17 protein-coding genes, 2 tRNA genes and 3 other RNA genes are annotated in these 20,429 nt (G+C 52.1%); 11 read left to right on the top strand and 11 right to left on the bottom strand.

Going from position 1 to position 20,429, the window contains the following annotated elements:
• Positions 1-169: 169 nt before the first annotated feature.
• The 7 genes from CDA56_RS08345 to CDA56_RS08315 form a co-directional block, all read right to left on the bottom strand.
• A non-coding RNA gene (locus CDA56_RS08345) (RtT sRNA) lies at positions 170-300 on the bottom strand.
• Positions 301-344: 44 nt separating this feature from the next.
• A non-coding RNA gene (locus tag CDA56_RS08340) (RtT sRNA) lies at positions 345-475 on the bottom strand.
• Between the two features lie 44 nt (positions 476-519).
• A tRNA-Tyr gene (locus tag CDA56_RS08335) sits at positions 520-604 on the bottom strand.
• Positions 605-639: 35 nt separating this feature from the next.
• A non-coding RNA gene (locus tag CDA56_RS08330) (RtT sRNA) lies at positions 640-771 on the bottom strand.
• Between the two features lie 43 nt (positions 772-814).
• Positions 815-899: transfer RNA gene (locus tag CDA56_RS08325), tRNA-Tyr, on the bottom strand.
• Between the two features lie 156 nt (positions 900-1,055).
• A complete protein-coding gene (gene purU, locus CDA56_RS08320; protein WP_004121732.1) occupies positions 1,056-1,898 on the bottom strand; it encodes a formyltetrahydrofolate deformylase in 843 nt (280 codons plus the stop codon).
• A gap of 42 nt (positions 1,899-1,940) precedes the next feature.
• Positions 1,941-2,399: a YchJ family protein gene (locus tag CDA56_RS08315; RefSeq protein WP_014229741.1), complete on the bottom strand. Its 459-nt coding sequence runs from the start codon at positions 2,397-2,399 to the stop codon at positions 1,941-1,943.
• A gap of 112 nt (positions 2,400-2,511) precedes the next feature.
• Here CDA56_RS08315 and rssA point away from each other — a divergent pair, with 112 nt between their 5' ends.
• The 3 genes from rssA (at position 2,512) to galU (ending at position 5,614) form a co-directional block, all read left to right on the top strand.
• Complete coding sequence (rssA, locus tag CDA56_RS08310) at positions 2,512-3,420, top strand: patatin-like phospholipase RssA (RefSeq protein WP_025108236.1); 909 nt, start codon at positions 2,512-2,514, stop codon at positions 3,418-3,420.
• Positions 3,421-3,500: 80 nt separating this feature from the next.
• Entirely contained in the window at positions 3,501-4,514 is a 1,014-nt protein-coding gene (gene rssB / locus CDA56_RS08305) for a two-component system response regulator RssB (RefSeq protein WP_025108235.1), read from the top strand.
• Positions 4,515-4,711: 197 nt separating this feature from the next.
• Positions 4,712-5,614: a UTP--glucose-1-phosphate uridylyltransferase GalU gene (galU, locus tag CDA56_RS08300; protein WP_004851836.1), complete on the top strand. Its 903-nt coding sequence runs from the start codon at positions 4,712-4,714 to the stop codon at positions 5,612-5,614.
• Positions 5,615-5,748: 134 nt separating this feature from the next.
• Here the strand turns inward: galU and hns are convergent, their stop codons facing one another.
• Positions 5,749-6,156, bottom strand: a complete 408-nt coding sequence (gene hns / locus CDA56_RS08295) for a histone-like nucleoid-structuring protein H-NS (protein WP_004121719.1) — start codon at positions 6,154-6,156, stop codon at positions 5,749-5,751.
• A gap of 556 nt (positions 6,157-6,712) precedes the next feature.
• On the opposite strand from hns, the gene tdk reads away from it, so the two are divergent.
• Positions 6,713-7,330, top strand: a complete 618-nt coding sequence (gene tdk, locus CDA56_RS08285) for a thymidine kinase (protein ID WP_025108233.1) — start codon at positions 6,713-6,715, stop codon at positions 7,328-7,330.
• A gap of 178 nt (positions 7,331-7,508) precedes the next feature.
• On the opposite strand, the gene adhE is transcribed toward tdk, so the two are convergent.
• On the bottom strand, positions 7,509-10,184 hold the full coding sequence (gene adhE / locus CDA56_RS08280; protein ID WP_004132197.1) for a bifunctional acetaldehyde-CoA/alcohol dehydrogenase: 2,676 nt from the start codon (positions 10,182-10,184) through the stop codon (positions 7,509-7,511).
• Between the two features lie 480 nt (positions 10,185-10,664).
• Here adhE and CDA56_RS08275 point away from each other — a divergent pair, with 480 nt between their 5' ends.
• The 7 genes from CDA56_RS08275 (at position 10,665) to CDA56_RS08240 (ending at position 18,529) form a co-directional block, all read left to right on the top strand.
• A complete protein-coding gene (locus CDA56_RS08275; RefSeq protein ID WP_004851832.1) occupies positions 10,665-11,312 on the top strand; it encodes a YchE family NAAT transporter in 648 nt (215 codons plus the stop codon).
• 745 nt (positions 11,313-12,057) lie between these two features.
• Entirely contained in the window at positions 12,058-13,689 is a 1,632-nt protein-coding gene (gene oppA, locus CDA56_RS08265; protein WP_025108232.1) for an oligopeptide ABC transporter substrate-binding protein OppA, read from the top strand.
• 88 nt (positions 13,690-13,777) lie between these two features.
• Entirely contained in the window at positions 13,778-14,698 is a 921-nt protein-coding gene (oppB, locus tag CDA56_RS08260; RefSeq protein WP_004851825.1) for an oligopeptide ABC transporter permease OppB, read from the top strand.
• Between the two features lie 14 nt (positions 14,699-14,712).
• The gene (gene oppC / locus CDA56_RS08255) at positions 14,713-15,621 is read left to right on the top strand and encodes an oligopeptide ABC transporter permease OppC (protein WP_004121697.1); all 909 of its coding nucleotides are present in this window, start codon (positions 14,713-14,715) and stop codon (positions 15,619-15,621) included.
• An 11-nt stretch (positions 15,622-15,632) separates the two neighbouring features.
• Positions 15,633-16,646 carry an ABC transporter ATP-binding protein gene (oppD, locus tag CDA56_RS08250; RefSeq protein ID WP_004851823.1) on the top strand — a complete coding sequence of 338 codons (1,014 nt, stop codon included), beginning with the start codon at positions 15,633-15,635 and terminating at the stop codon, positions 16,644-16,646.
• Positions 16,643-17,647: a murein tripeptide/oligopeptide ABC transporter ATP-binding protein OppF gene (oppF, locus tag CDA56_RS08245; protein ID WP_004851821.1), complete on the top strand. Its 1,005-nt coding sequence runs from the start codon at positions 16,643-16,645 to the stop codon at positions 17,645-17,647. Before oppD ends, oppF begins: the two co-directional genes overlap by 4 nt.
• A 45-nt stretch (positions 17,648-17,692) precedes the next feature.
• A complete protein-coding gene (locus CDA56_RS08240; RefSeq protein ID WP_004851820.1) occupies positions 17,693-18,529 on the top strand; it encodes an ion transporter in 837 nt (278 codons plus the stop codon).
• A gap of 72 nt (positions 18,530-18,601) precedes the next feature.
• Here CDA56_RS08240 and CDA56_RS08235 read toward each other — a convergent pair whose 3' ends face one another.
• Both CDA56_RS08235 and cls read right to left on the bottom strand, forming a co-directional pair.
• A complete protein-coding gene (locus tag CDA56_RS08235; protein WP_004103097.1) occupies positions 18,602-18,931 on the bottom strand; it encodes an HI1450 family dsDNA-mimic protein in 330 nt (109 codons plus the stop codon).
• A 34-nt stretch (positions 18,932-18,965) separates the two neighbouring features.
• Positions 18,966-20,426, bottom strand: a complete 1,461-nt coding sequence (gene cls, locus CDA56_RS08230) for a cardiolipin synthase (protein ID WP_009653730.1) — start codon at positions 20,424-20,426, stop codon at positions 18,966-18,968.
• Between the last annotated feature and the right edge of the window lie 3 nt (positions 20,427-20,429).

The following is a 20,429-nucleotide window of genomic DNA, read 5'->3' as shown; positions in this document are numbered from 1 at the left end:
GCGGCGCTACGCTTGGCCGGGCTACAAGGGCATGCAGTCTGTAGCCCGGCCAAGCGTAGCGCCGCCGGGGCACATATGGCAGAAATACAGAATCAGTTCTGGAGAAATAAAAGAGCTAACTAAGACGGTTTTGATAATTTGATTTTGCTGAGGTACTGCAAGGAAGTGATGGTGGTGGGGGAAGGATTACTCGGCGCGTTGCGCCTCGCCCTTCGGGTCGTTGCCTGCGGCAACGCTTTCTCGCTCCGCTCGAATCGAACCTTAGTCGAAGCTTCTCATCCTTCCCGCATGGGATGGATATGGGGCACTGAGCGAAGTGTGAATTCAATACGACATGGAAGTGATGGTGGTGGGGGAAGGATTACTCGGCGCGTTGCGCCTCGCCCTTCGGGTCGTTGCCTGCGGCAACGCTTTCTCGCTCCGCTCGAATCGAACCTTGGTCGAAGCTTCTCATCCTTCCCGCATGGGATGGATATGGGGCACTGAGCGAAGTGTGAATTCAATACGACATGGAAGTGATGGTGGTGGGGGAAGGATTCGAACCTTCGAAGTCGATGACGGCAGATTTACAGTCTGCTCCCTTTGGCCGCTCGGGAACCCCACCAGGGGTAATTCAAATTTTGAGGTCAAGCTGAGAGATGGTGGTGGGGGAAGGATTATTCGTCGCTTCGCTCCTCACCCTTCGGGCCGTTGCCTGCGGCAACGTTGTCTCGCTTTCGCTCGACTCGAACCTTGGTCGAAGATTCTCACCCTTCCCGATAAGTGCAAACATCGTTTACGTTCATCGGTATTACCACAACAACGTGGTAAAGAATGGTGGTGGGGGAAGGATTCGAACCTTCGAAGTCGATGACGGCAGATTTACAGTCTGCTCCCTTTGGCCGCTCGGGAACCCCACCACGGGGTAATGCTATTTACTGGCCTGCTTCCTGCTGGAAGCGGGGCGCATCATATCAAATGAGACGCCCCTGTAAAGCATTCCTTTAGGGAAATGAAGCTGTTTGCCTGCTTTTTATCCGTAAAGGTGCAAAGCTAATCAATTCATTTCCCTGAGATTAAAGAATAATCGTCCGGTTACCGTAAACAAATACCCGCTGAGCAAGAACCTGATACAGCGCGCGGCTCAGAACGTTTTTCTCGACGTCGCGGCCAGCGCGCATCATATCTTCCGCGGTGTAGGTATGATCGACGTGAATGACGTCCTGCATAATGATTGGGCCTTCATCCAGATTATCGTTCACGTAGTGTGCGGTGGCGCCAATAATCTTCACCCCGCGGTCATAGGCCTGGTGATACGGACGCGCGCCGATAAAAGCCGGCAGGAATGAGTGATGAATATTAATAATTTTATTCGGGAAACGAGAGACAAACTCTGGGGTCAACACCCGCATGTATTTCGCCAGCACAACGTAATCCGGCTCAAGGGCGGCGATCGCGTCGCCCATCTGTTTATCATGCTCTTCGCGAGTTAAACCCTCATGGCTCACCAGCTGGAAGGGGATATCAAACCGTTCAACCAGTGAGCGTAGCGTTTCGTGATTGCCGATGACGGCGGCGATTTCTACGTCCAGGCCGCCGTAGTTAGCTTTCATCAGCAGATCGCCGAGGCAGTGCGCCTCTTTGGTGACCAGAATGACGACCCTGCGGCGCCCTGCTGGATTGAGTTCACGAATTGAACCTTCCGGCAGCGCGCTGTCGAGGTCCGCCAGCAGGATTGAATCATTGAAAATACCCTCGAGCTCGGTGCGCATAAAGAAGCGGCCGGTTCGGTGGTCAACAAACTCATTGTTCTGCACGATATTCAGTTCGTGCTTGTAGCAGATATTAGTGATACGCGCGATGAGGCCTTTCTGATCAGGGCAAATAGTGCGCAGTACTTTACGTTGTTGTGAATGCATCGCGGGGAAAATCCTGTAGTGTTTGCTATTTCTGCTGCTGGCTTACTGACCGCAGCATTTTTTAAATTTTTTACCTGAACCGCAAGGGCAGGGATCGTTACGACCGATTAGCGGTCGCGTGCCGTCAATATAATACCACTGTCCGTTTTCTTTTAAGAATCGGGATCGTTCAATAATGGCTCCGGAGCGGTTATCGTCAGCGTAACGAGCGATAAAGCTGACAAAGCCTTCATCCGGGTTCTTGCCCGTCTCGGCGGCAAAGACGGTGAGACCCTGCCACTGTGTGCGGGTAAAACCGTTTTCCAGGTCTGCGCGAAACTGCTGCGCTTGACAGGAGGGGTGCCAGGTTTTAATCAGATAGTCGGCGTCTTTCATAACAAACGCGCTATAGCGGGAGCGCATCAGCTGTGACGGATCTGGCGCCAGCTGCGCGCCAGCCAGATAAGGCTGACAACATGAGCTATACTCCAGAGCGCTGCCACAGGGGCATAATGGCGACAAAACGGCCTCCACAGGAAAAAGAAAGACGGCGCTACGCCGCCAAAGCGCATTATGTTAACTGAGGTATGGCGATGATGCCATGCCCGGAGTGGAAGGATATGTTTCGGTACTCATGAGAAAGCTTAAAATTGGCCTGGCGTTAGGGGCTGGCGCCGCTCGCGGGTGGTCGCATATCGGCGTGATTAATGCCTTACGGCGGACGGGTATCGACGTCGATGTTATCGCAGGGTGCTCCATTGGCTCGCTGGTCGGAGCGGCGTACGCCTGCAATCGGCTTCCGGCCCTGGAGAAATGGGTATGCTCCTTTAGTAACTGGGACGTACTGAAGTTAATGGATCTCTCCTGGCAACGGGGTGGCCTGCTGCGGGGCGAGCGCGTGTTTAGTCAATACCGCAAACTCATGCCCGTCAGCGAGATCGAGCGCTGCGAACGTCCTTTCGCGGCGGTCACAACGAATTTAAGCACCGGTCGTGAACTGTGGTTTACGGAAGGGGATCTGCATCTGGCGATCCGTGCGTCCTGCAGTATGCCGGGTTTGATGGCGCCGGTGATGCATAATGGCTACTGGCTGGTGGATGGCGCGGTGGTTAACCCCGTGCCGGTGTCTCTGGCTCGCGCCATGGGCGCAGATATCGTCATTGCCGTTGATTTGCAGCACGATGCGCATCTGATGCAGCAGGATTTGCTGTCAATGGAGGTGCCTCGTCCGGAGAGCGAGGAAGATTTTTCGTGGCATTCACGGCTGCGCACGCGCCTGGCGCGTATGACGTCACGTCGGGCGACGAGGGCGCCAACGGCGATGGAAATCATGTCGACGTCAATTCAGGTTCTGGAGAATCGCCTCAAGCGAAATCGTATGGCGGGCGACCCGCCTGATATCCTGATTCAGCCCTTTTGCCCGCAAATCTCCACGCTTGATTTCCACCGGGCCGGCGAAGCTATCGCCGCCGGACATCTGGCAGTGGAAAAGAAAATGGATGAACTATTACCTTTAGTGCGTACCCCCGTGGAGCGCATTTGATGCATACTTAAGTAAATTCTGACAGGCGGTAGCGTGAATATCATGCCACTATTAAATTATCGTCAGTCAGGGGAGAGATCATGACGCAGCCATTGGCGGGAAAACAGATTCTGATAGTTGAAGACGAACCCGTTTTCCGCTCTCTTATGCACACCTGGTTAGCTTCACTTGGTGCGACCATCGTACAGGCGGAAGATGGTATAGATGCACTGCAAAAAATGGCGGAGTCAAAACCCGATTTGATGATTTGCGATATCTCCATGCCGCGAATGAACGGACTGCAGCTGGTAGAACATGTACGTAACCAGGGCGAGCAGTTGCCGATTCTGATGATTTCAGCGACGGAAAACATGGCGGACATCGCCAAAGCGTTGCGCCTGGGCGTTCAGGATATCCTGCTCAAACCGGTTAAAGATTTCGATCGCCTGCGAGAAACCGTGTATGCCTGCCTCTATCCCAATATGTTTAATTCGCGTGTCGAAGAAGAAGAGCGCCTGTTTGAGGACTGGGATGCGCTGGTAAGCGATCCTAGCGCGGCGTCGAGGCTGCTTCAGGAGCTCCAGCCGCCGGTGCAGCAGGAGATGTCGCGTTGCCGTATTCACTATCGCCAGCTTGTCTCTGTCGATAAGCCAGGGCTCGTGCTCGATATTGCGCCGCTATCAGAAAACGATCTGGCGTTTTATTGTCTGGATGTCACACGAGCAGGTGATAATGGCGTTCTGGCGGCCCTATTGCTGCGCGCGCTGTTTAATGGGTTACTGCAGGAGCAGCTCGCTCATCAGGGGCAGCGTTTGCCGGAGATGGGCAGTCTGCTAAAACAGGTTAACCAATTGCTGCGGCAGGCAAACTTACCCGGGCAATTCCCATTATTGGTAGGGTATTACCACAGCGGCTTGAAGAATTTAATTTTAGTCTCCGCGGGTTTGAATGGCACCTTGAATACGGGAGAACATCAAATTCAGATTAGTAATGGCGTTCCGTTAGGCACTTTAGGTAATGCATACCTCAACCAAATTAGTCAACGCTGCGCATCATGGCAGTGCCAAATTTGGGGGGCTGGCGGACGTTTACGCCTGATGTTGACCACGGAGTGAACAATTGTGCTTATTTTTAGGCTCGTGGGATTACCACGCGATCTTTTGTGGTGGTACTATCGCCGGGTTTAATGCGTAAAATTCCTAATTCGAAGATATCTAATCCTTTTCGGAACAGCTTTGACTGAGCAGGCTGATATACTCGATACCATATTATTAACGAGAAGTTTAAAAAACGAACAGTCCAGGAGATTTCAATGGCTGCGCTTAATTCAAAAGTAAGAAAAGCTGTCATCCCGGTTGCGGGATTAGGCACCAGGATGTTGCCCGCTACTAAGGCTATTCCGAAAGAAATGCTGCCGCTGGTAGATAAGCCATTAATTCAATATGTTGTTAACGAATGTATTGCCGCCGGGATTACCGAAATTGTTCTGGTTACGCACTCTTCGAAAAACTCGATTGAAAACCATTTCGATACCAGTTTTGAACTGGAAGCGATGCTGGAAAAACGCGTAAAACGCCAGCTGCTGGAAGAAGTCCAATCTATTTGTCCGCCGCACGTGACTATTATGCAAGTCCGTCAGGGGCTGGCTAAAGGTCTGGGCCACGCTGTGCTTTGCGCGCACCCGGTAGTGGGTGATGAGCCGGTCGCGGTTATTTTACCGGACGTTATCCTTGATGAATATGAATCCGATCTGTCTCGCGACAACCTGGCCGAAATGATCGCTCGTTTCGATGAGACCGGCGCAAGCCAGATCATGGTTGAACCGGTTGCTGACGTTACCGCATACGGCGTTGTCGATTGCAAGGGCCTGGCCCTGCAGCCGGGTGAGAGCGTACCGATGGTTGGTGTCGTCGAGAAACCGAAAGCGGACGTAGCGCCTTCTAATCTGGCGGTTGTCGGTCGTTACGTGCTGAGCGCGGATATTTGGCCACTGCTGGCGAAAACCCCTCCGGGAGCCGGCGATGAGATTCAGCTGACCGACGCCATCGATATGCTGATCGAAAAAGAAACGGTAGAAGCCTATCATATGAAAGGCAAGAGCCACGACTGCGGTAATAAGCTGGGTTATATGCAGGCTTTTGTTGAATATGGCGTACGCCACAAGTCCCTGGGCGCTGAATTTAAAGCCTGGCTGGATAAAGCCGTAGCGAAGTAATCGTTCGCGGCAGAATGCGAAACCGGGAGCGAGATTCGTTTCCCGGTTTTTTTATGCCCGCCCGGAACCGGTCCCGAATAACGGATAAAAAAAATCCCGCCGCAGCGGGATTTTTAAACGAACAGGATGGCTTATTACAGCAGGAAATCGTCCAGGGATTTACCTTGCTCATCCATCGCTTTCTTGATCACTGCCGGAGTACGACCCTGACCAGTCCAGGTTTTAGTTTCGCCATTTTCGTCAACGTAGCTGTATTTAGCCGGACGTGCAGCGCGCTTGGTTTTAGTTCCCGCTTTAACTGCCGCCATGGTGCTCAGCAGTTCATTAGGATCAATACCGTCAGCGATCAGCATTTCACGGTATTGCTGCAGTTTACGAGTGCGTTCTTCAATTTCCGCAGCCGCAGCGCTTTCTTCTTCACGACGTTCGTTAACGACAACTTCTAATTTTTCCAGCATTTCTTCGAGCGTTTCAAGGGTGCATTCTCTTGCCTGCGCACGAAGAGTACGGATGTTGTTCAAAATTTTAAGTGCTTCGCTCATTGTAGTAATCTCAAACTTATATTGTGGGGTGGTTTGTTGGACTAATAATAGAGCGATAAATTCAGATGTGCAATAGGGGAGAATGTAAGGAAGTCAAAATAACTTGTTATTTGTCTCGGGAATTAATTCATTTAACTTAAATTTTATGTGCGGGTTCACATCTTTTTCGCTTATAGGATGATGGAGAGGATAAGCTAAAACCCTGAGATAGTATGCTTTTTCCGATGCGCAGTGGGAAAAATTATACTTTGCATGGATAAATATCATTGTGGGTATTAGCGCAGCAGCGACGATGATGTTTAATATAAAACACTTGTCCAGCGCGGTTATAGCTATCCGAAAATGGCTGATAAGCACAAAAGGGCAATAGTGACGTCTGCGTGGCCGCCTGGGTCGTACGAATAGCAGGCATTACCATTCAATTAACAGGCTTAATCTTTCAGGTCTCCGCCGAGTGAACGTTCCCGGCAATACCCGCACGGCGAGGGCTGATAGCGTGTGAATATATGATACAATTTTACTGCTAAAAAACACATTGATTGGGGTTACGCGGCCGATGGCACAACTTTATTTCTACTATTCAGCAATGAACGCAGGCAAGTCCACCGCTCTGTTGCAGTCATCATACAATTACCAGGAGCGAGGGATGCGCACGGTGGTTTATACGGCAGAGATTGATGACCGCTTTGGTTCAGGGAAAGTGAGTTCGAGGATCGGTCTCTCATCGCCGGCGCGGTTGTATAATACCCAAACTGCGTTATTTACCGACATTGCAGACGAACATAAGCGTCAACCCATCCACTGCGTATTAGTTGATGAGAGCCAGTTCTTAACCCGGGAGCAGGTGCGCGAGCTGTCCGAGGTGGTGGACCAGCTCGATATTCCCGTATTGTGCTATGGATTGCGGACAGATTTTCGCGGCGAACTTTTTACGGGCAGTCAATATTTGCTCGCGTGGTCCGATAAGCTGGTTGAATTAAAAACTATCTGTTTCTGCGGCCGTAAGGCGAGTATGGTTTTGCGCCTCGATCAGGAAGGTAGGCCGTACAATGAGGGGGAACAGGTGGTGATTGGCGGCAATGAGCGCTATGTATCCGTATGCCGTAAACATTATAAAGAGGCGCTGAGCGAAGGCTCTCTGACCGCGGTGCAGAACAAACAGCGCAGCTGCTAATACCCACCCTTTAAATCGTCTCAGGCGCTTTTACAGCGCCTTTTTTCATTTACTAAGCCTTTGGCACATGATTATACGTTTCGGCTGTCTGAGGCGTTTTGCCGGCTGCTGAACGACAGAGACAAAAAAGCCCCATCAAAAGATGGGGCTCAGCGTTACTGACTTTACGGCTGTGGAATTAAGCGGATTTTTTCGCTTTCTTCTCAGCTTTAGCCGGCGCGGCTTCTTTTTTCTCTTCCACGCCGCCTTCAACGTAATTACGTCCGTAGAAGGTATCCAGCAGAATCTGCTTCAGCTCGGCGATCAGCGGGTAGCGCGGGTTAGCGCCGGTGCACTGGTCGTCAAATGCGTCTTCAGACAGCTTGTCAACGTGGGCCAGGAAGTCGGCTTCCTGCACGCCAGCTTCGCGGATAGACTTAGGAATACCCAGCTCAGCTTTGATTTCGTCCAACCAGCCAAGCAGTTTTTCGATTTTCGCTGCGGTGCGGTCACCCGGTGCAGTCAGACCCAGATGGTCCGCGATTTCAGCGTAGCGACGACGTGCCTGCGGGCGGTCGTACTGGCTGAATGCTGTCTGTTTAGTCGGGTTGTCGTTCGCGTTATAGCGAATAACGTTGCTGATCAGCAGGGCGTTCGCCAGACCGTGAGGAATGTGGAACTGAGAACCCAGCTTGTGCGCCATTGAGTGACATACCCCGAGGAAGGCGTTCGCAAACGCGATACCGGCGATGGTCGCAGCACTGTGCACACGCTCACGCGCTACCGGGTTCTTAGAACCTTCGTGGTAGGACGCTGGCAGGTTTTCTTTCAGCAGTTTCAGAGCCTGCAGCGCCTGGCCGTCAGAGAACTCGGAAGCCAGTACGGAAACGTAAGCTTCCAGGGCATGAGTCACCGCATCCAGACCACCGAAAGCACACAGTGACTTCGGCATTTCCATGACCAGGTTGGCATCAACAATCGCCATATCCGGAGTCAGGGCATAGTCTGCCAGCGGGTATTTCTGACCGGTTGCGTCATCGGTAACAACGGCGAACGGCGTAACTTCAGAACCGGTACCGGAAGTCGTGGTGATGGCGACCATCTTGGCTTTCACGCCCATTTTCGGGAACTTGTAGATACGTTTACGGATATCCATAAAGCGCAGCGCCAGTTCTTCGAAGTGGGTTTCCGGGTGCTCGTACATAACCCACATGATTTTCGCCGCATCCATCGGGGAACCGCCGCCCAGCGCGATAATCACGTCTGGTTTGAAGGAGTTCGCCAGCTCAGCGCCTTTACGGACGATGGTCAGCGTCGGGTCAGCTTCTACTTCAAAGAAAACTTCAGTTTCAACGCCAGCCGCTTTCAGCACAGAGGTGATCTGGTCAGCATAGCCGTTGTTGAACAGGAAGCGGTCGGTCACGATCAGCGCGCGTTTGTGACCATCAGTAATCACTTCATCCAGCGCGATTGGCAGTGAGCCACGACGGAAGTAGATAGATTTCGGAAGTTTGTGCCACAACATGTTTTCAGCTCGCTTAGCAACGGTTTTCTTGTTGATCAGGTGCTTAGGACCAACGTTTTCAGAGATGGAGTTACCACCCCATGAACCACAACCCAGAGTCAGGGAAGGTGCGAGTTTGAAGTTATACAGGTCACCGATACCACCCTGAGAAGCAGGGGTGTTGATCAGGATACGTGCGGTTTTCATCAGCTGACCGAAGTAAGCAACGCGTTCTGGCTGGTTGTCCTGGTCGGTATACAGGCAAGAGGTATGACCGATACCGCCCATTGCCACCAGTTTTTCAGCTTTATCAACCGCGTCTTCGAAGTTCTTCGCACGGTACATTGCCAGCGTCGGAGACAGTTTTTCGTGGGCAAACGGTTCGCTTTCATCAACGTCGGTGACTTCACCAATCAGAATTTTGGTGGAAACAGGGACGGTGAAGCCAGCCAGTTCAGCGATTTTATACGCCGGTTGACCTACGATCGCGGCGTTCAGGGCGCCGTTTTTCAGGATGATATTCTGAACAGCCTTCAGCTCCTGGCCCTGCAGCAGATAGCCGCCGTGGCTGGAGAAACGTTCGCGAACGGCATCGTATACGGAATCCACAACCACAACGGATTGCTCAGAAGCACAGATAACGCCGTTATCGAAGGTTTTAGACATCAGGACGGAAGCAACGGCACGCTTGATATCAGCCGTTTCATCGATAACAACAGGCGTGTTACCTGCGCCTACGCCGATGGCAGGTTTACCGGAGCTGTACGCCGCTTTAACCATGCCCGGACCGCCGGTCGCAAGGATCAGGTTGATATCCGGATGGTGCATCAGCGCATTTGACAGTTCAACGGAAGGCTGGTCAATCCAACCAATCAGATCTTTCGGCGCGCCGGCTGCGATAGCTGCCTGCAGTACGATATCAGCCGCTTTGTTGGTCGCATCTTTAGCACGCGGATGCGGAGAGAAGATGATGGCGTTACGGGTCTTCAGGCTAATCAGAGATTTAAAGATAGCGGTTGAAGTTGGGTTAGTGGTCGGGACGATACCGCAGATAATACCAATCGGCTCAGCGATGGTGATGGTACCGAAGGTGTCATCTTCAGACAGGACACCGCAGGTCTTTTCATCTTTATAGGCGTTATAAATGTATTCGGAAGCAAAGTGGTTTTTGATCACTTTATCTTCGACGATGCCCATGCCGGATTCGGCAACGGCCATCTTGGCGAGAGGGATTCGAGCATCTGCAGCGGCCAGAGCGGCGGCGCGGAAGATTTTGTCTACTTGTTCTTGAGTGAAACTGGCATATTCACGCTGGGCTTTTTTTACGCGCTCGACGAGTGCGTTAAGTTCAGCGACATTAGTAACAGCCATAATGCTCTCCTGATAATGTTAAACTTTTTTAGTGAATCAGTAGCTCGATTCGACAGTATAGACAGTGTGTTAACGGCTTGCATTTAAATGTTAACGTAAAGAATTTTGTGCTTCTGACTTCACCGATTGACTAAAAAAGCTTTTGTTTTTTCTTTCAGGTACCGCTGCTTTGCCTCCTCTTCTGGGTGTAAACAAGGTTACTCACTTCTGAGTACAATTTATGTGATCTAAATCAATAATCAGCCAAGCTGATACCTTTCAGCAGTTCATTTTTTGACCTGTTTGATCAAGTGTAATGATACGGTATGCTAATTAAAGACTTAAATAGCATTGCAGAAACAAATAACTAACATCCGAGCTTAAATTATGCACTTATGCGTCAACAGGGATGAATTATGCTTTCAAACAGCGTATCTTCTCGCGGATATTTTATGCCGGTAACTGTCAACAGCCATTTTTAATGATGCTGCGGAGCACCCTGTGATTCAATCATTGTTTGATTTTTCAGCCTACTTTAAATTTTTCATTGGGCTATTTGCGCTGGTAAACCCGGTTGGCATTATCCCGGTTTTTATCAGTATGACCAGCTACCAGACGGCGGCGGTGCGTAATAAAACCAATCTGACAGCCAACCTGTCGGTCGCCATCATCTTGCTCACGTCGCTGTTTTTAGGCGATGCGATCCTCCAGATCTTCGGTATTTCCATTGACTCCTTCCGTATTGCGGGTGGGATTCTGGTGGTCACCATCGCCATGTCGATGATCAGCGGCAAGCTCGGCGAGGATAAACAGAACAAGCAAGAAAAATCAGAAACGGCCATTCGTGAAAGTATCGGCGTCGTGCCGCTGGCGCTGCCCCTGATGGCGGGACCCGGGGCCATCAGTTCAACCATTGTCTGGGGCACGCGTTACCATAGCATCGCCCATTTTGTGGGATTTTCAGTTGCGATTGCGCTTTTCGCGCTGTGCTGCTGGGGCATTTTCCGTATGGCCCCCTGGCTGGTTCGCCTGCTTGGACAAACCGGCATTAACGTGATTACCCGTATTATGGGGCTGTTGCTGATGGCTCTCGGCATCGAGTTCATCGTTACCGGAATAAAGGCGCTCTTTCCTGGCCTTGTGAATTAACCTGTGTTGCCGCGCGGAACAACGTGTTCCGCGTTTGCGCATTATCAGAAAAACATATCAAAAAAAGTGATTTATCGACCTGCAATACTATTTTCTAATGTTTTGATATTGTTATTTATTATCAATAAGTTATCCATTTCATTTGCCACGAGTGCGGCCTTTTACCCACATTAATCACTGTTATTTTCCTCACACCATTCTCTGGTGCTTGCCGTCTGATAATCGAAATGATATTAGTAATTTCACTCATGAAGCAGATGAATGTGCTAAATAATAAGCGATTGTTAATTTTTCGTACAAAAAAGCATCTATTCGGCGATGCAGGGCACATAGTGCGAGACATTTATACTAATTGATTGATAAATAGAATATTAATTATTTCTGGCATGCGCGAGGGGTGATAAATCTTCGCCGCCAGAAGGCCACAAAAGAGAATCCGGTAACATATTTGCAAATTGCATTGGCGGACAATAAAGCGTTTTGGTACTTTCCGGCGTGATCTTTAGCGGAATATGTACGCAAATGAGAATTTTTATTATATAGCCCATCGGGACTACATCGCCCCCGGACAGGGGGGCAAGAATCGACGTCAAGACTGCCGTTTGAGCGGTCGTAATAAATAAGTCGGTGATAGCAAGCAGTACTCTCTGACAGCAGCATAAACTCCTGCACTGTTCAGAATCCAGAAAAGAGAAAACAGGCTGGTTAAATAGCCAGTAATTATAATGATTGGAGTAACAAACACATGACCATCATCACGAAAAAAAGCCTGGTTGCCGCAGGAGTCCTCTCTGCGTTAATGACCATCAACGCCGCCGTTGCGGCAGATGTACCGGCAGGGGTACAGCTGGCGGACAAACAAACGCTGGTACGTAACAATGGCTCCGAAGTGCAGTCTCTCGATCCGCACAAAATTGAAGGCGTGCCGGAGTCCAATATTAACCGCGATTTGTTTGAAGGGCTGCTGGTGAGCGACCTGGACGGCCATCCGGTCGCGGGCGTTGCGGAAAAATGGGACAACAAAGATTTTAAAGTCTGGACCTTCCATCTGCGTAAAGATGCAAAGTGGTCCGACGGCACGCCGGTCACGGCACAAGATTTCGTTTATAGCTGGCAGCGTCTGGCGGATCCGAAAACCGCGTCTCCTTATGCAAGCTATCTGCAGTATGGCCATTTAGCCAACGTTGATGACATTATCGCCGGGAAAAAACCCGCGACCGATCTGGGCGTAAAAGCGCTGGACGATCATACCTTTGAAGTGACCCTCAGCGAGCCGGTGCCGTATTTCTACAAACTGCTCGTTCACCCATCCGTTTCACCCGTACCTAAATCCGCTATTGAGAAATTTGGTGACAAATGGACCCAGCCGGCCAATATCGTCAGCAATGGTGCGTATAAATTAAAAGATTGGGTTGTTAACGAACGCATTGTTCTGGAGCGTAATACCAACTACTGGGATAACGCCAAAACCGTGATTAATCAGGTCACCTTCCTGCCGATTTCTTCTGAAGTCACCGACGTCAACCGCTACCGCAGCGGCGAAATCGATATGACCTATAACAACATGCCGATCGAACTGTTCCAGAAACTGAAAAAAGAGATCCCGAAAGAAGTTCACGTCGATCCGTATCTGTGCACTTATTATTACGAAATCAATAACCAGAAAGCGCCATTTACCGACGTTCGCGTGCGTACTGCGCTGAAGATGGCGCTGGATCGCGACATTATTGTCAATAAAGTGAAGAATCAGGGCGACCTGCCAGCCTACAGCTATACGCCGCCGTACACCGATGGCATGAAGCTGATTGAGCCTGAATGGTTCAAGTGGTCGCAGGAAAAACGTAATGAAGAAGCGAAAAAATTGCTGACCGAAGCTGGCTATAGCGCTGATAAGCCGCTGACTTTCAATCTGCTCTATAACACGTCCGATCTGCACAAAAAACTGGCTATCGCGGTGGCGTCTATCTGGAAGAAAAACCTCGGCGTAAACGTGAAGCTGGAAAATCAGGAATGGAAAACCTTCCTCGATAATCGCCATCAGGGCACCTTTGATGTTGCGCGCGCCGGCTGGTGTGCGGACTACAACGAACCGACCTCCTTCCTTAATACGATGCTGAGCGACAGCTCAAACAATACCTCGCATTATAAGAGCCCGGCTTTCGACAAGATTATCGCTGAAACGCTGAAAACCAGCGATGACGCGAAACGAGCGGACCTTTACGCGCAATCTGAGCAGCAGCTGGATAAAGACTCCGTCATCGTACCGGTCTTCTATTATGTCAACGCCCGTTTGGTTAAACCGTGGGTCGGTGGCTATACCGGCAAAGATCCGCTGGATAATACGTATACAAGAAATATGTACATTGTGAAGCACTAATGGCAATACGTGGGGCAGGCGTTACCGCTTGCCTCACGGTGTCTTATTTCATCGCACTATTGAAGGCACACGCCAGAAGGTACGGGCAATGTTAAAATTTATCTTACGTCGCTGTCTGGAAGCGATTCCGACGCTATTTATTCTTATTACTATCTCTTTCTTCATGATGCGTCTTGCGCCGGGAAGCCCCTTTACCGGTGAACGCACGCTGCCGCCAGAAGTCATGGCGAATATTGAAGCAAAATACCATTTAAATGACCCCATCATGACCCAGTACTTCAATTATCTGAAGCAGCTGGCGCACGGTGATTTCGGTCCTTCCTTTAAATATAAAGATTACTCGGTCAACGATCTGGTGGCGTCCAGCTTCCCGGTGTCCGCCAAATTAGGCTTCGCCGCATTTTTTCTCGCGGTGGTGCTTGGCGTGAGTGCCGGGGTGATTGCGGCATTGAAGCAAAATACGAAATGGGACTTTGCCGTAATGGGGGTGGCAATGACCGGGGTTGTGATACCGAGTTTCGTGGTCGCGCCCTTACTGGTCATGATATTTGCCATTACGCTGCACTGGCTGCCGGGCGGCGGATGGAACGGTGGGGCGCTGCAATATATGATTTTGCCCATGGTGGCTCTATCCCTGGCCTATATCGCCAGTATCGCGCGTATTACCCGCGGCTCGATGATCGAAGTGCTGCACTCTAACTTCATTCGCACCGCCCGGGCAAAAGGCTTACCGATGCGCCGCATTATTCTGCGTCACGCGTTAAAGCCCGCGCTGCTGCCGGTGCTCTCCTATATGGGACCCGCGTTTGTCGGCATTATTACCGGCTCGATGGTCATTGAAACCATTTATGGCCTGCCGGGAATTGGTCAACTGTTCGTCAACGGCGCGCTGAACCGCGACTACTCGCTGGTACTCAGTCTGACCATTCTGGTTGGCGCATTGACCATTCTGTTTAATGCGATCGTTGACGTGCTGTATGCCGTTATCGATCCGAAGATCCGTTACTAACGCTGGGGTTCGCCATGATGTTAAGTAAGAAAAACAACGAGGCGCTGGAAAACTTCAGTGAAAAGCTGGAAGTCGAGGGGCGCAGCCTCTGGCAGGACGCCCGCCGCCGCTTTATGCATAACCGTGCTGCGGTTGCCAGCCTGATTGTGCTGGTGATCATCGCGCTCTTTGTCACCATCGCGCCGATGGTATCGCAGTTTTCCTATTACGATACCGACTGGGGCATGATGTCCAGCGCCCCCGATATGGAGTCCGGACACTACTTTGGGACCGACTCTTCGGGCCGCGACCTGCTGGTGCGGGTGGCGATCGGCGGACGTATCTCGCTGATGGTCGGCGTGGCTGCAGCGCTGGTGGCGGTGATTTTGGGGACGCTTTACGGGTCGCTTTCCGGCTATCTGGGCGGCAAGGTGGATTCAGTGATGATGCGCCTGCTGGAAATCCTCAACTCCTTTCCGTTTATGTTCTTCGTCATCCTGCTGGTGACCTTCTTTGGCCAGAATATCCTGCTGATTTTCGTTGCCATTGGGATGGTCTCCTGGCTGGATATGGCGCGTATCGTTCGCGGTCAGACCCTAAGCCTGAAGCGAAAAGAGTTTATTGAAGCCGCGCAGGTCGGCGGCGTTTCAACCGGCAATATCGTTATCCGCCATATCGTGCCTAACGTGCTTGGCGTGGTCGTGGTGTACGCCTCCCTGCTGGTCCCGAGCATGATTCTGTTTGAATCCTTCTTAAGCTTCCTCGGCCTGGGTACCCAGGAGCCGTTAAGTAGCTGGGGCGCGCTGCTCAGCGATGGCGCGAACTCAATGGAAGTATCGCCGTGGCTGCTGCTGTTTCCTGCCGGTTTTCTGGTGGTAACGCTGTTTTGTTTTAACTTTATCGGCGATGGCCTGCGTGATGCCCTCGACCCGAAAGACCGCTAAGGAGCGCCGACATGAGTACGATGGAAACGGCGAAAGCGCCGCAGGCAGCACAACAATCCGGATTGCTTCTGGATGTGAAAGATCTCCGCGTCACCTTTGCGACTCCCGATGGTGATGTGACTGCGGTCAACGATCTCAATTTTAATCTACGGGCGGGGGAAACCTTAGGCATCGTAGGCGAGTCCGGTTCCGGTAAGTCGCAAACCGCTTTTGCGCTGATGGGCCTGCTGGCCGCCAACGGCCGTATCGGGGGGTCAGCGACCTTTAACGGGAAGCAGATCCTTAACCTCCCGGAGCGCGAGCTGAATAAGCTGCGCGCCGAGCAGATCTCAATGATTTTTCAGGACCCGATGACGTCGCTTAATCCGTATATGCGGGTAGGCGAACAGCTGATGGAAGTCCTGATGCTGCATAAAGCGCTGAGCAAAGCCGAAGCCTTTGAAGAGTCGGTGAAAATGCTGGATGCGGTCAAAATGCCCGAGGCGCGCAAACGGATGAAAATGTATCCGCACGAGTTTTCCGGCGGGATGCGCCAGCGCGTCATGATTGCGATGGCGCTGCTGTGCCGGCCTAAGCTGCTGATTGCCGATGAGCCGACAACGGCGCTGGACGTGACCGTGCAGGCGCAAATAATGACATTGCTTAATGAGCTCAAGCGCGAGTTCAATACGGCGATCATTATGATTACCCACGATCTCGGCGTCGTCGCCGGGATCTGCGATAAGGTGCTGGTGATGTACGCCGGACGCACGATGGAATATGGTCAGGCGCGCGACGTCTTCTACCATCCCTCTCATCCTTATTCTATTGGCCTGCTCAATGCGGTCCCGCGCCTGGACGCAGAAGGCGACGCCCTGTTAACGATTCCGGGCAACCCGCCGAACCTGCTGCGTCTGCCGAAAGGCTGTCCATTCCAGCCGCGTTGCCCGCACGCGATGGAGATTTGCAACAGCGCTCCGCCTCTGGAGGAGTTTGCGCCGGGCCGCCTGCGCGCCTGCTTTCAACCGGTGGGGGATTTGCTATGAACGCCGTAACGGAACAAAGAAAAGTCCTGCTCGAAATCGCCGATCTGAAAGTACACTTTGATATTAAAGACGGCAAACAGTGGTTCTGGCAGCCGTCGAAAACGCTGAAAGCGGTAGATGGCGTAACGCTGCGTCTGTATGAAGGGGAAACGCTGGGCGTGGTCGGGGAGTCCGGATGCGGAAAATCGACCTTCGCGCGCGCCATCATCGGTCTGGTGAAGGCCACCGACGGTAAAGTCGCCTGGTTAGGCAGAGATTTGCTGGGGATGAAGGCCGACGAGTGGCGCGACGTACGCAGCGATATTCAGATGATCTTTCAGGATCCGCTGGCGTCGCTAAACCCGCGCATGACTATCGGGGAAATCATCGCCGAGCCGCTGCGCACCTATCATCCCAAAATGCCGCGCCAGGAAGTTCGCGATCGCGTTAAGGCGATGATGATGAAAGTGGGGCTGCTGCCGAACCTGATTAACCGCTATCCGCATGAATTCTCCGGCGGCCAGTGCCAGCGTATCGGTATCGCCCGCGCGCTAATTCTTGAACCGAAGCTCATTATCTGCGATGAGCCGGTGTCAGCGCTGGACGTGTCGATTCAGGCGCAGGTAGTGAATCTGCTGCAGCAGCTGCAGCGGGAAATGGGACTGTCGCTGATTTTTATCGCCCACGATCTGGCGGTCGTGAAGCATATCTCCGATCGCGTGCTGGTGATGTATCTTGGCCATGCCGTGGAGCTCGGCACCTATGATGAGGTGTATCATAATCCGCTGCATCCCTATACCAAAGCGCTGATGTCGGCGGTGCCGGTTCCGGACCCTGATAAGGAAAAGAATAAAACGATCCAGCTTCTGGAGGGGGAATTGCCATCGCCGATTAACCCGCCGTCGGGATGCGTATTCCGCACCAGATGCCCGATTGCCGGGCCGGAGTGCGCTAAGACGCGACCGGTGCTGGAGGGCAGTTTCCGCCATGCGGTTTCCTGCCTGAAGGTGGACCCGTTATAATCTCAGGGGCTGACGTTAGTCAGCCCTTTTTTTAGCGAGGTTAACGTGGCTTTTCATATTCATGCCGCTCGTCTGCGGCTGTATCATTTACTCTTCGATCAAAACCGACGATCCGGTCGGCATTTCGAGGGACTTTGCGGCGTATTTGCCCTGCTTAGCGTGCTGGTGATATTTATCGAGTCCGGGCTCGGAACGCAATATCATCTGACCTTAGACGAATGGCATATTTTCGTCTGGCTCGAACTTGTCGTGACGGCGGTTTTTACCTTTGAGTATTTTCTGCGCATTATCAGCTGGCCGAATCCGCTAAAGTATATTTTCAGCTTCTGGGGCATTATTGACCTGGCTACCATTTTACCGCTTTACGTTATGTGGCTGTGGCCCGAGATCAGTATTGAGTACGTGTTTGCCTGGCGGGCCATGCGCGCTATCCGCGCGTTGCGTATCCTTAAGCTGCTGCGCTTTATGCCGTCGTTGAATATTTTCTGGGCCGCTATCGTCAGCGCTCGCCACCAGCTGATCCTGTTCTATTCTTTTATTGCCATCGTCATGGTGATCTTTGGCTCCCTGATGTATCTGGTTGAGGGGCCGCGATACGGTTTTACTACGCTAAACGCGTCGGTTTACTGGGCGATAGTGACGATAACCACGGTAGGGTATGGCGATATTACGCCGCATACGCCGCTGGGGCGAATTTTGGCCTCCATTCTTATCTTAATTGGCTACTCGATTATTGCGATCCCCACCGGCTTAATTACCAGCCATATGACCACCGCATTTCAGAGTCGCCGGACTCAGCGCCAGTGTCCGCATTGCCAGCATAACGTTCATGAAAAAGACGCTCGCTACTGCAACGCCTGCGGCAGCGAACTGCCTGAATAACTAAAAAGCCTGCCCTGGTTAACTCAGGCAGGCTTCTTCTTTTATATATAAGCTATTTGCTTAAGAAAGAGCTTATTCGCGCCACAGGATATGACAGAGCTTGTGGTCTTTTTCACGGCACAGCAGCACGCGCGCAAAAATATCGTTAATTTCGCCGCCATCTTCATCGGCCAGACCAATGACCACTTCAGCAAAGAAGTCAGGGTTGAGGTCAAAATCGACGTGCTCTTCCCAGTCAGGCGCCGGATCGAAGAGCTCGGCGCCGCCGCGTTCTTCAAACTGCAGGTTGAACAGAATGACATCCGCCGGATCGAGGTTGTCGACGGCCAGTTCGAGGAAAATGTCGTAAGCCTGTTCAAGCGTTTCGTCTTCGGTCAGGCGATTGTTTAAATCCATATCCATGATTGCTACCCATTAAACATCTGATTGGCACGTTTTACAGCAACGGACTGAAGAAGTAAAACAGTCGCTCGGCGATCCGCTGCCACAGCGGACGTTTTAACCACAGCCTGGCGTCCAGCAGGCGCGAGCGGGAGATGTAATCGTCCTGCACCGCGGCCAGATCGCTGCCAAATCCGGCATCGTCAATCACCAGCGTAATCTCGAAGTTGAGCCACAGGCTGCGCATATCGAGGTTAACGGTGCCCACAAGGCTAAGTTCGCCGTCAACCAGCACGCTCTTAGTATGCAGCAGACCGCCTTCAAACTGGTAAATCTTTACCCCGGCAGCCAGCAGCTCGGTAAAGAAGGCGCGACTGGCCCAGCCCACCAGCAGAGAATCGTTCTTGCGCGGCAGGATGATGCTGACATCGACGCCGCGCTGGGCGGCGGTACAGATGGCATGCAAAAGGTCGTCGCTGGGCACAAAGTAGGGGGTCGTCATGATCAAATGCTCTTTGGCCGCGTAGGCGGCCGTGAGCAGAGCCTGATGGATCAAATCTTCCGGAAAGCCCGGGCCCGAGGCGATAGTGTGAATCGTGTGCCCGCTGGCCTCTTCGAACGGCATAATGTTCGCGTCCGGCGGCGGAGGCAAAATACGTTTGCCGGTTTCAATCTCCCAGTCGCAGGAGTAGACAATGCCCATCGCTGTCGCTACCGGACCTTCCATTCGCGCCATCAGATCGATCCACTGGCCAACGCCGGAGTCCTGCTTAAAGAAACGCGGGTCGACCAGATTCATACTGCCGGTATAGGCAATATAGTTATCGATCATGACCATTTTACGATGCTGACGCAGGTCCATACGGCGCAGAAAAACGCGCATCAGGTTGACCTTCAGGGCTTCGACGACTTCAATGCCGGCATTACGCATCATGGCGGCCCAGGGACTACGGAAAAACGCCACGCTCCCGGCGGAGTCGAGCATCAGCCGGCAGTGTACGCCGCGCCTTGCCGCCGCCATCAATGATTCGGCGACCTGATCGGCCATGCCGCCGGGCTGCCAGATATAGAACACCATCTCAATATTGTGACGAGCGAGCTGGATATCGCGGATGAGCGCCTGCATGACGTCATCGGATTCGGTGAGCAGCTGGAGCTGATTGCCTTTGACGCCGCCAATGCCCTGCCGACGTTCGCAGAGCTTGAACAAGGATTCCGCGACCGGACTATTCTCCTCGGCAAAGATATGCTTGCAGGCTTTGAGGTCCTTTAACCACTTGGCCGTTGAGGGCCACATGGCCCGCGCGCGTTCGGCGCGGCGTTTACCCAGATGCAGTTCGCCAAAAGAGAGATAGGCGATAATGCCCACCAGGGGAAGAATATAAATGACAAGCAGCCATGCCATCGCTGACGGGACCGCGCGCCTTTTCATTAATATCCGTAATGTTACACCGGCGATAAGTAGCCAGTAACCGAGTATAACCAGCCAGTTCACCACCGTGTAAAAGGTTGTCATAGA

It is taken from the genome of Klebsiella michiganensis, from assembly GCF_002925905.1.
In the GTDB taxonomy this organism is placed as follows: domain Bacteria; phylum Pseudomonadota; class Gammaproteobacteria; order Enterobacterales; family Enterobacteriaceae; genus Klebsiella; species Klebsiella michiganensis.
This window is presented reverse-complemented; position numbering and strand designations above follow the sequence as displayed.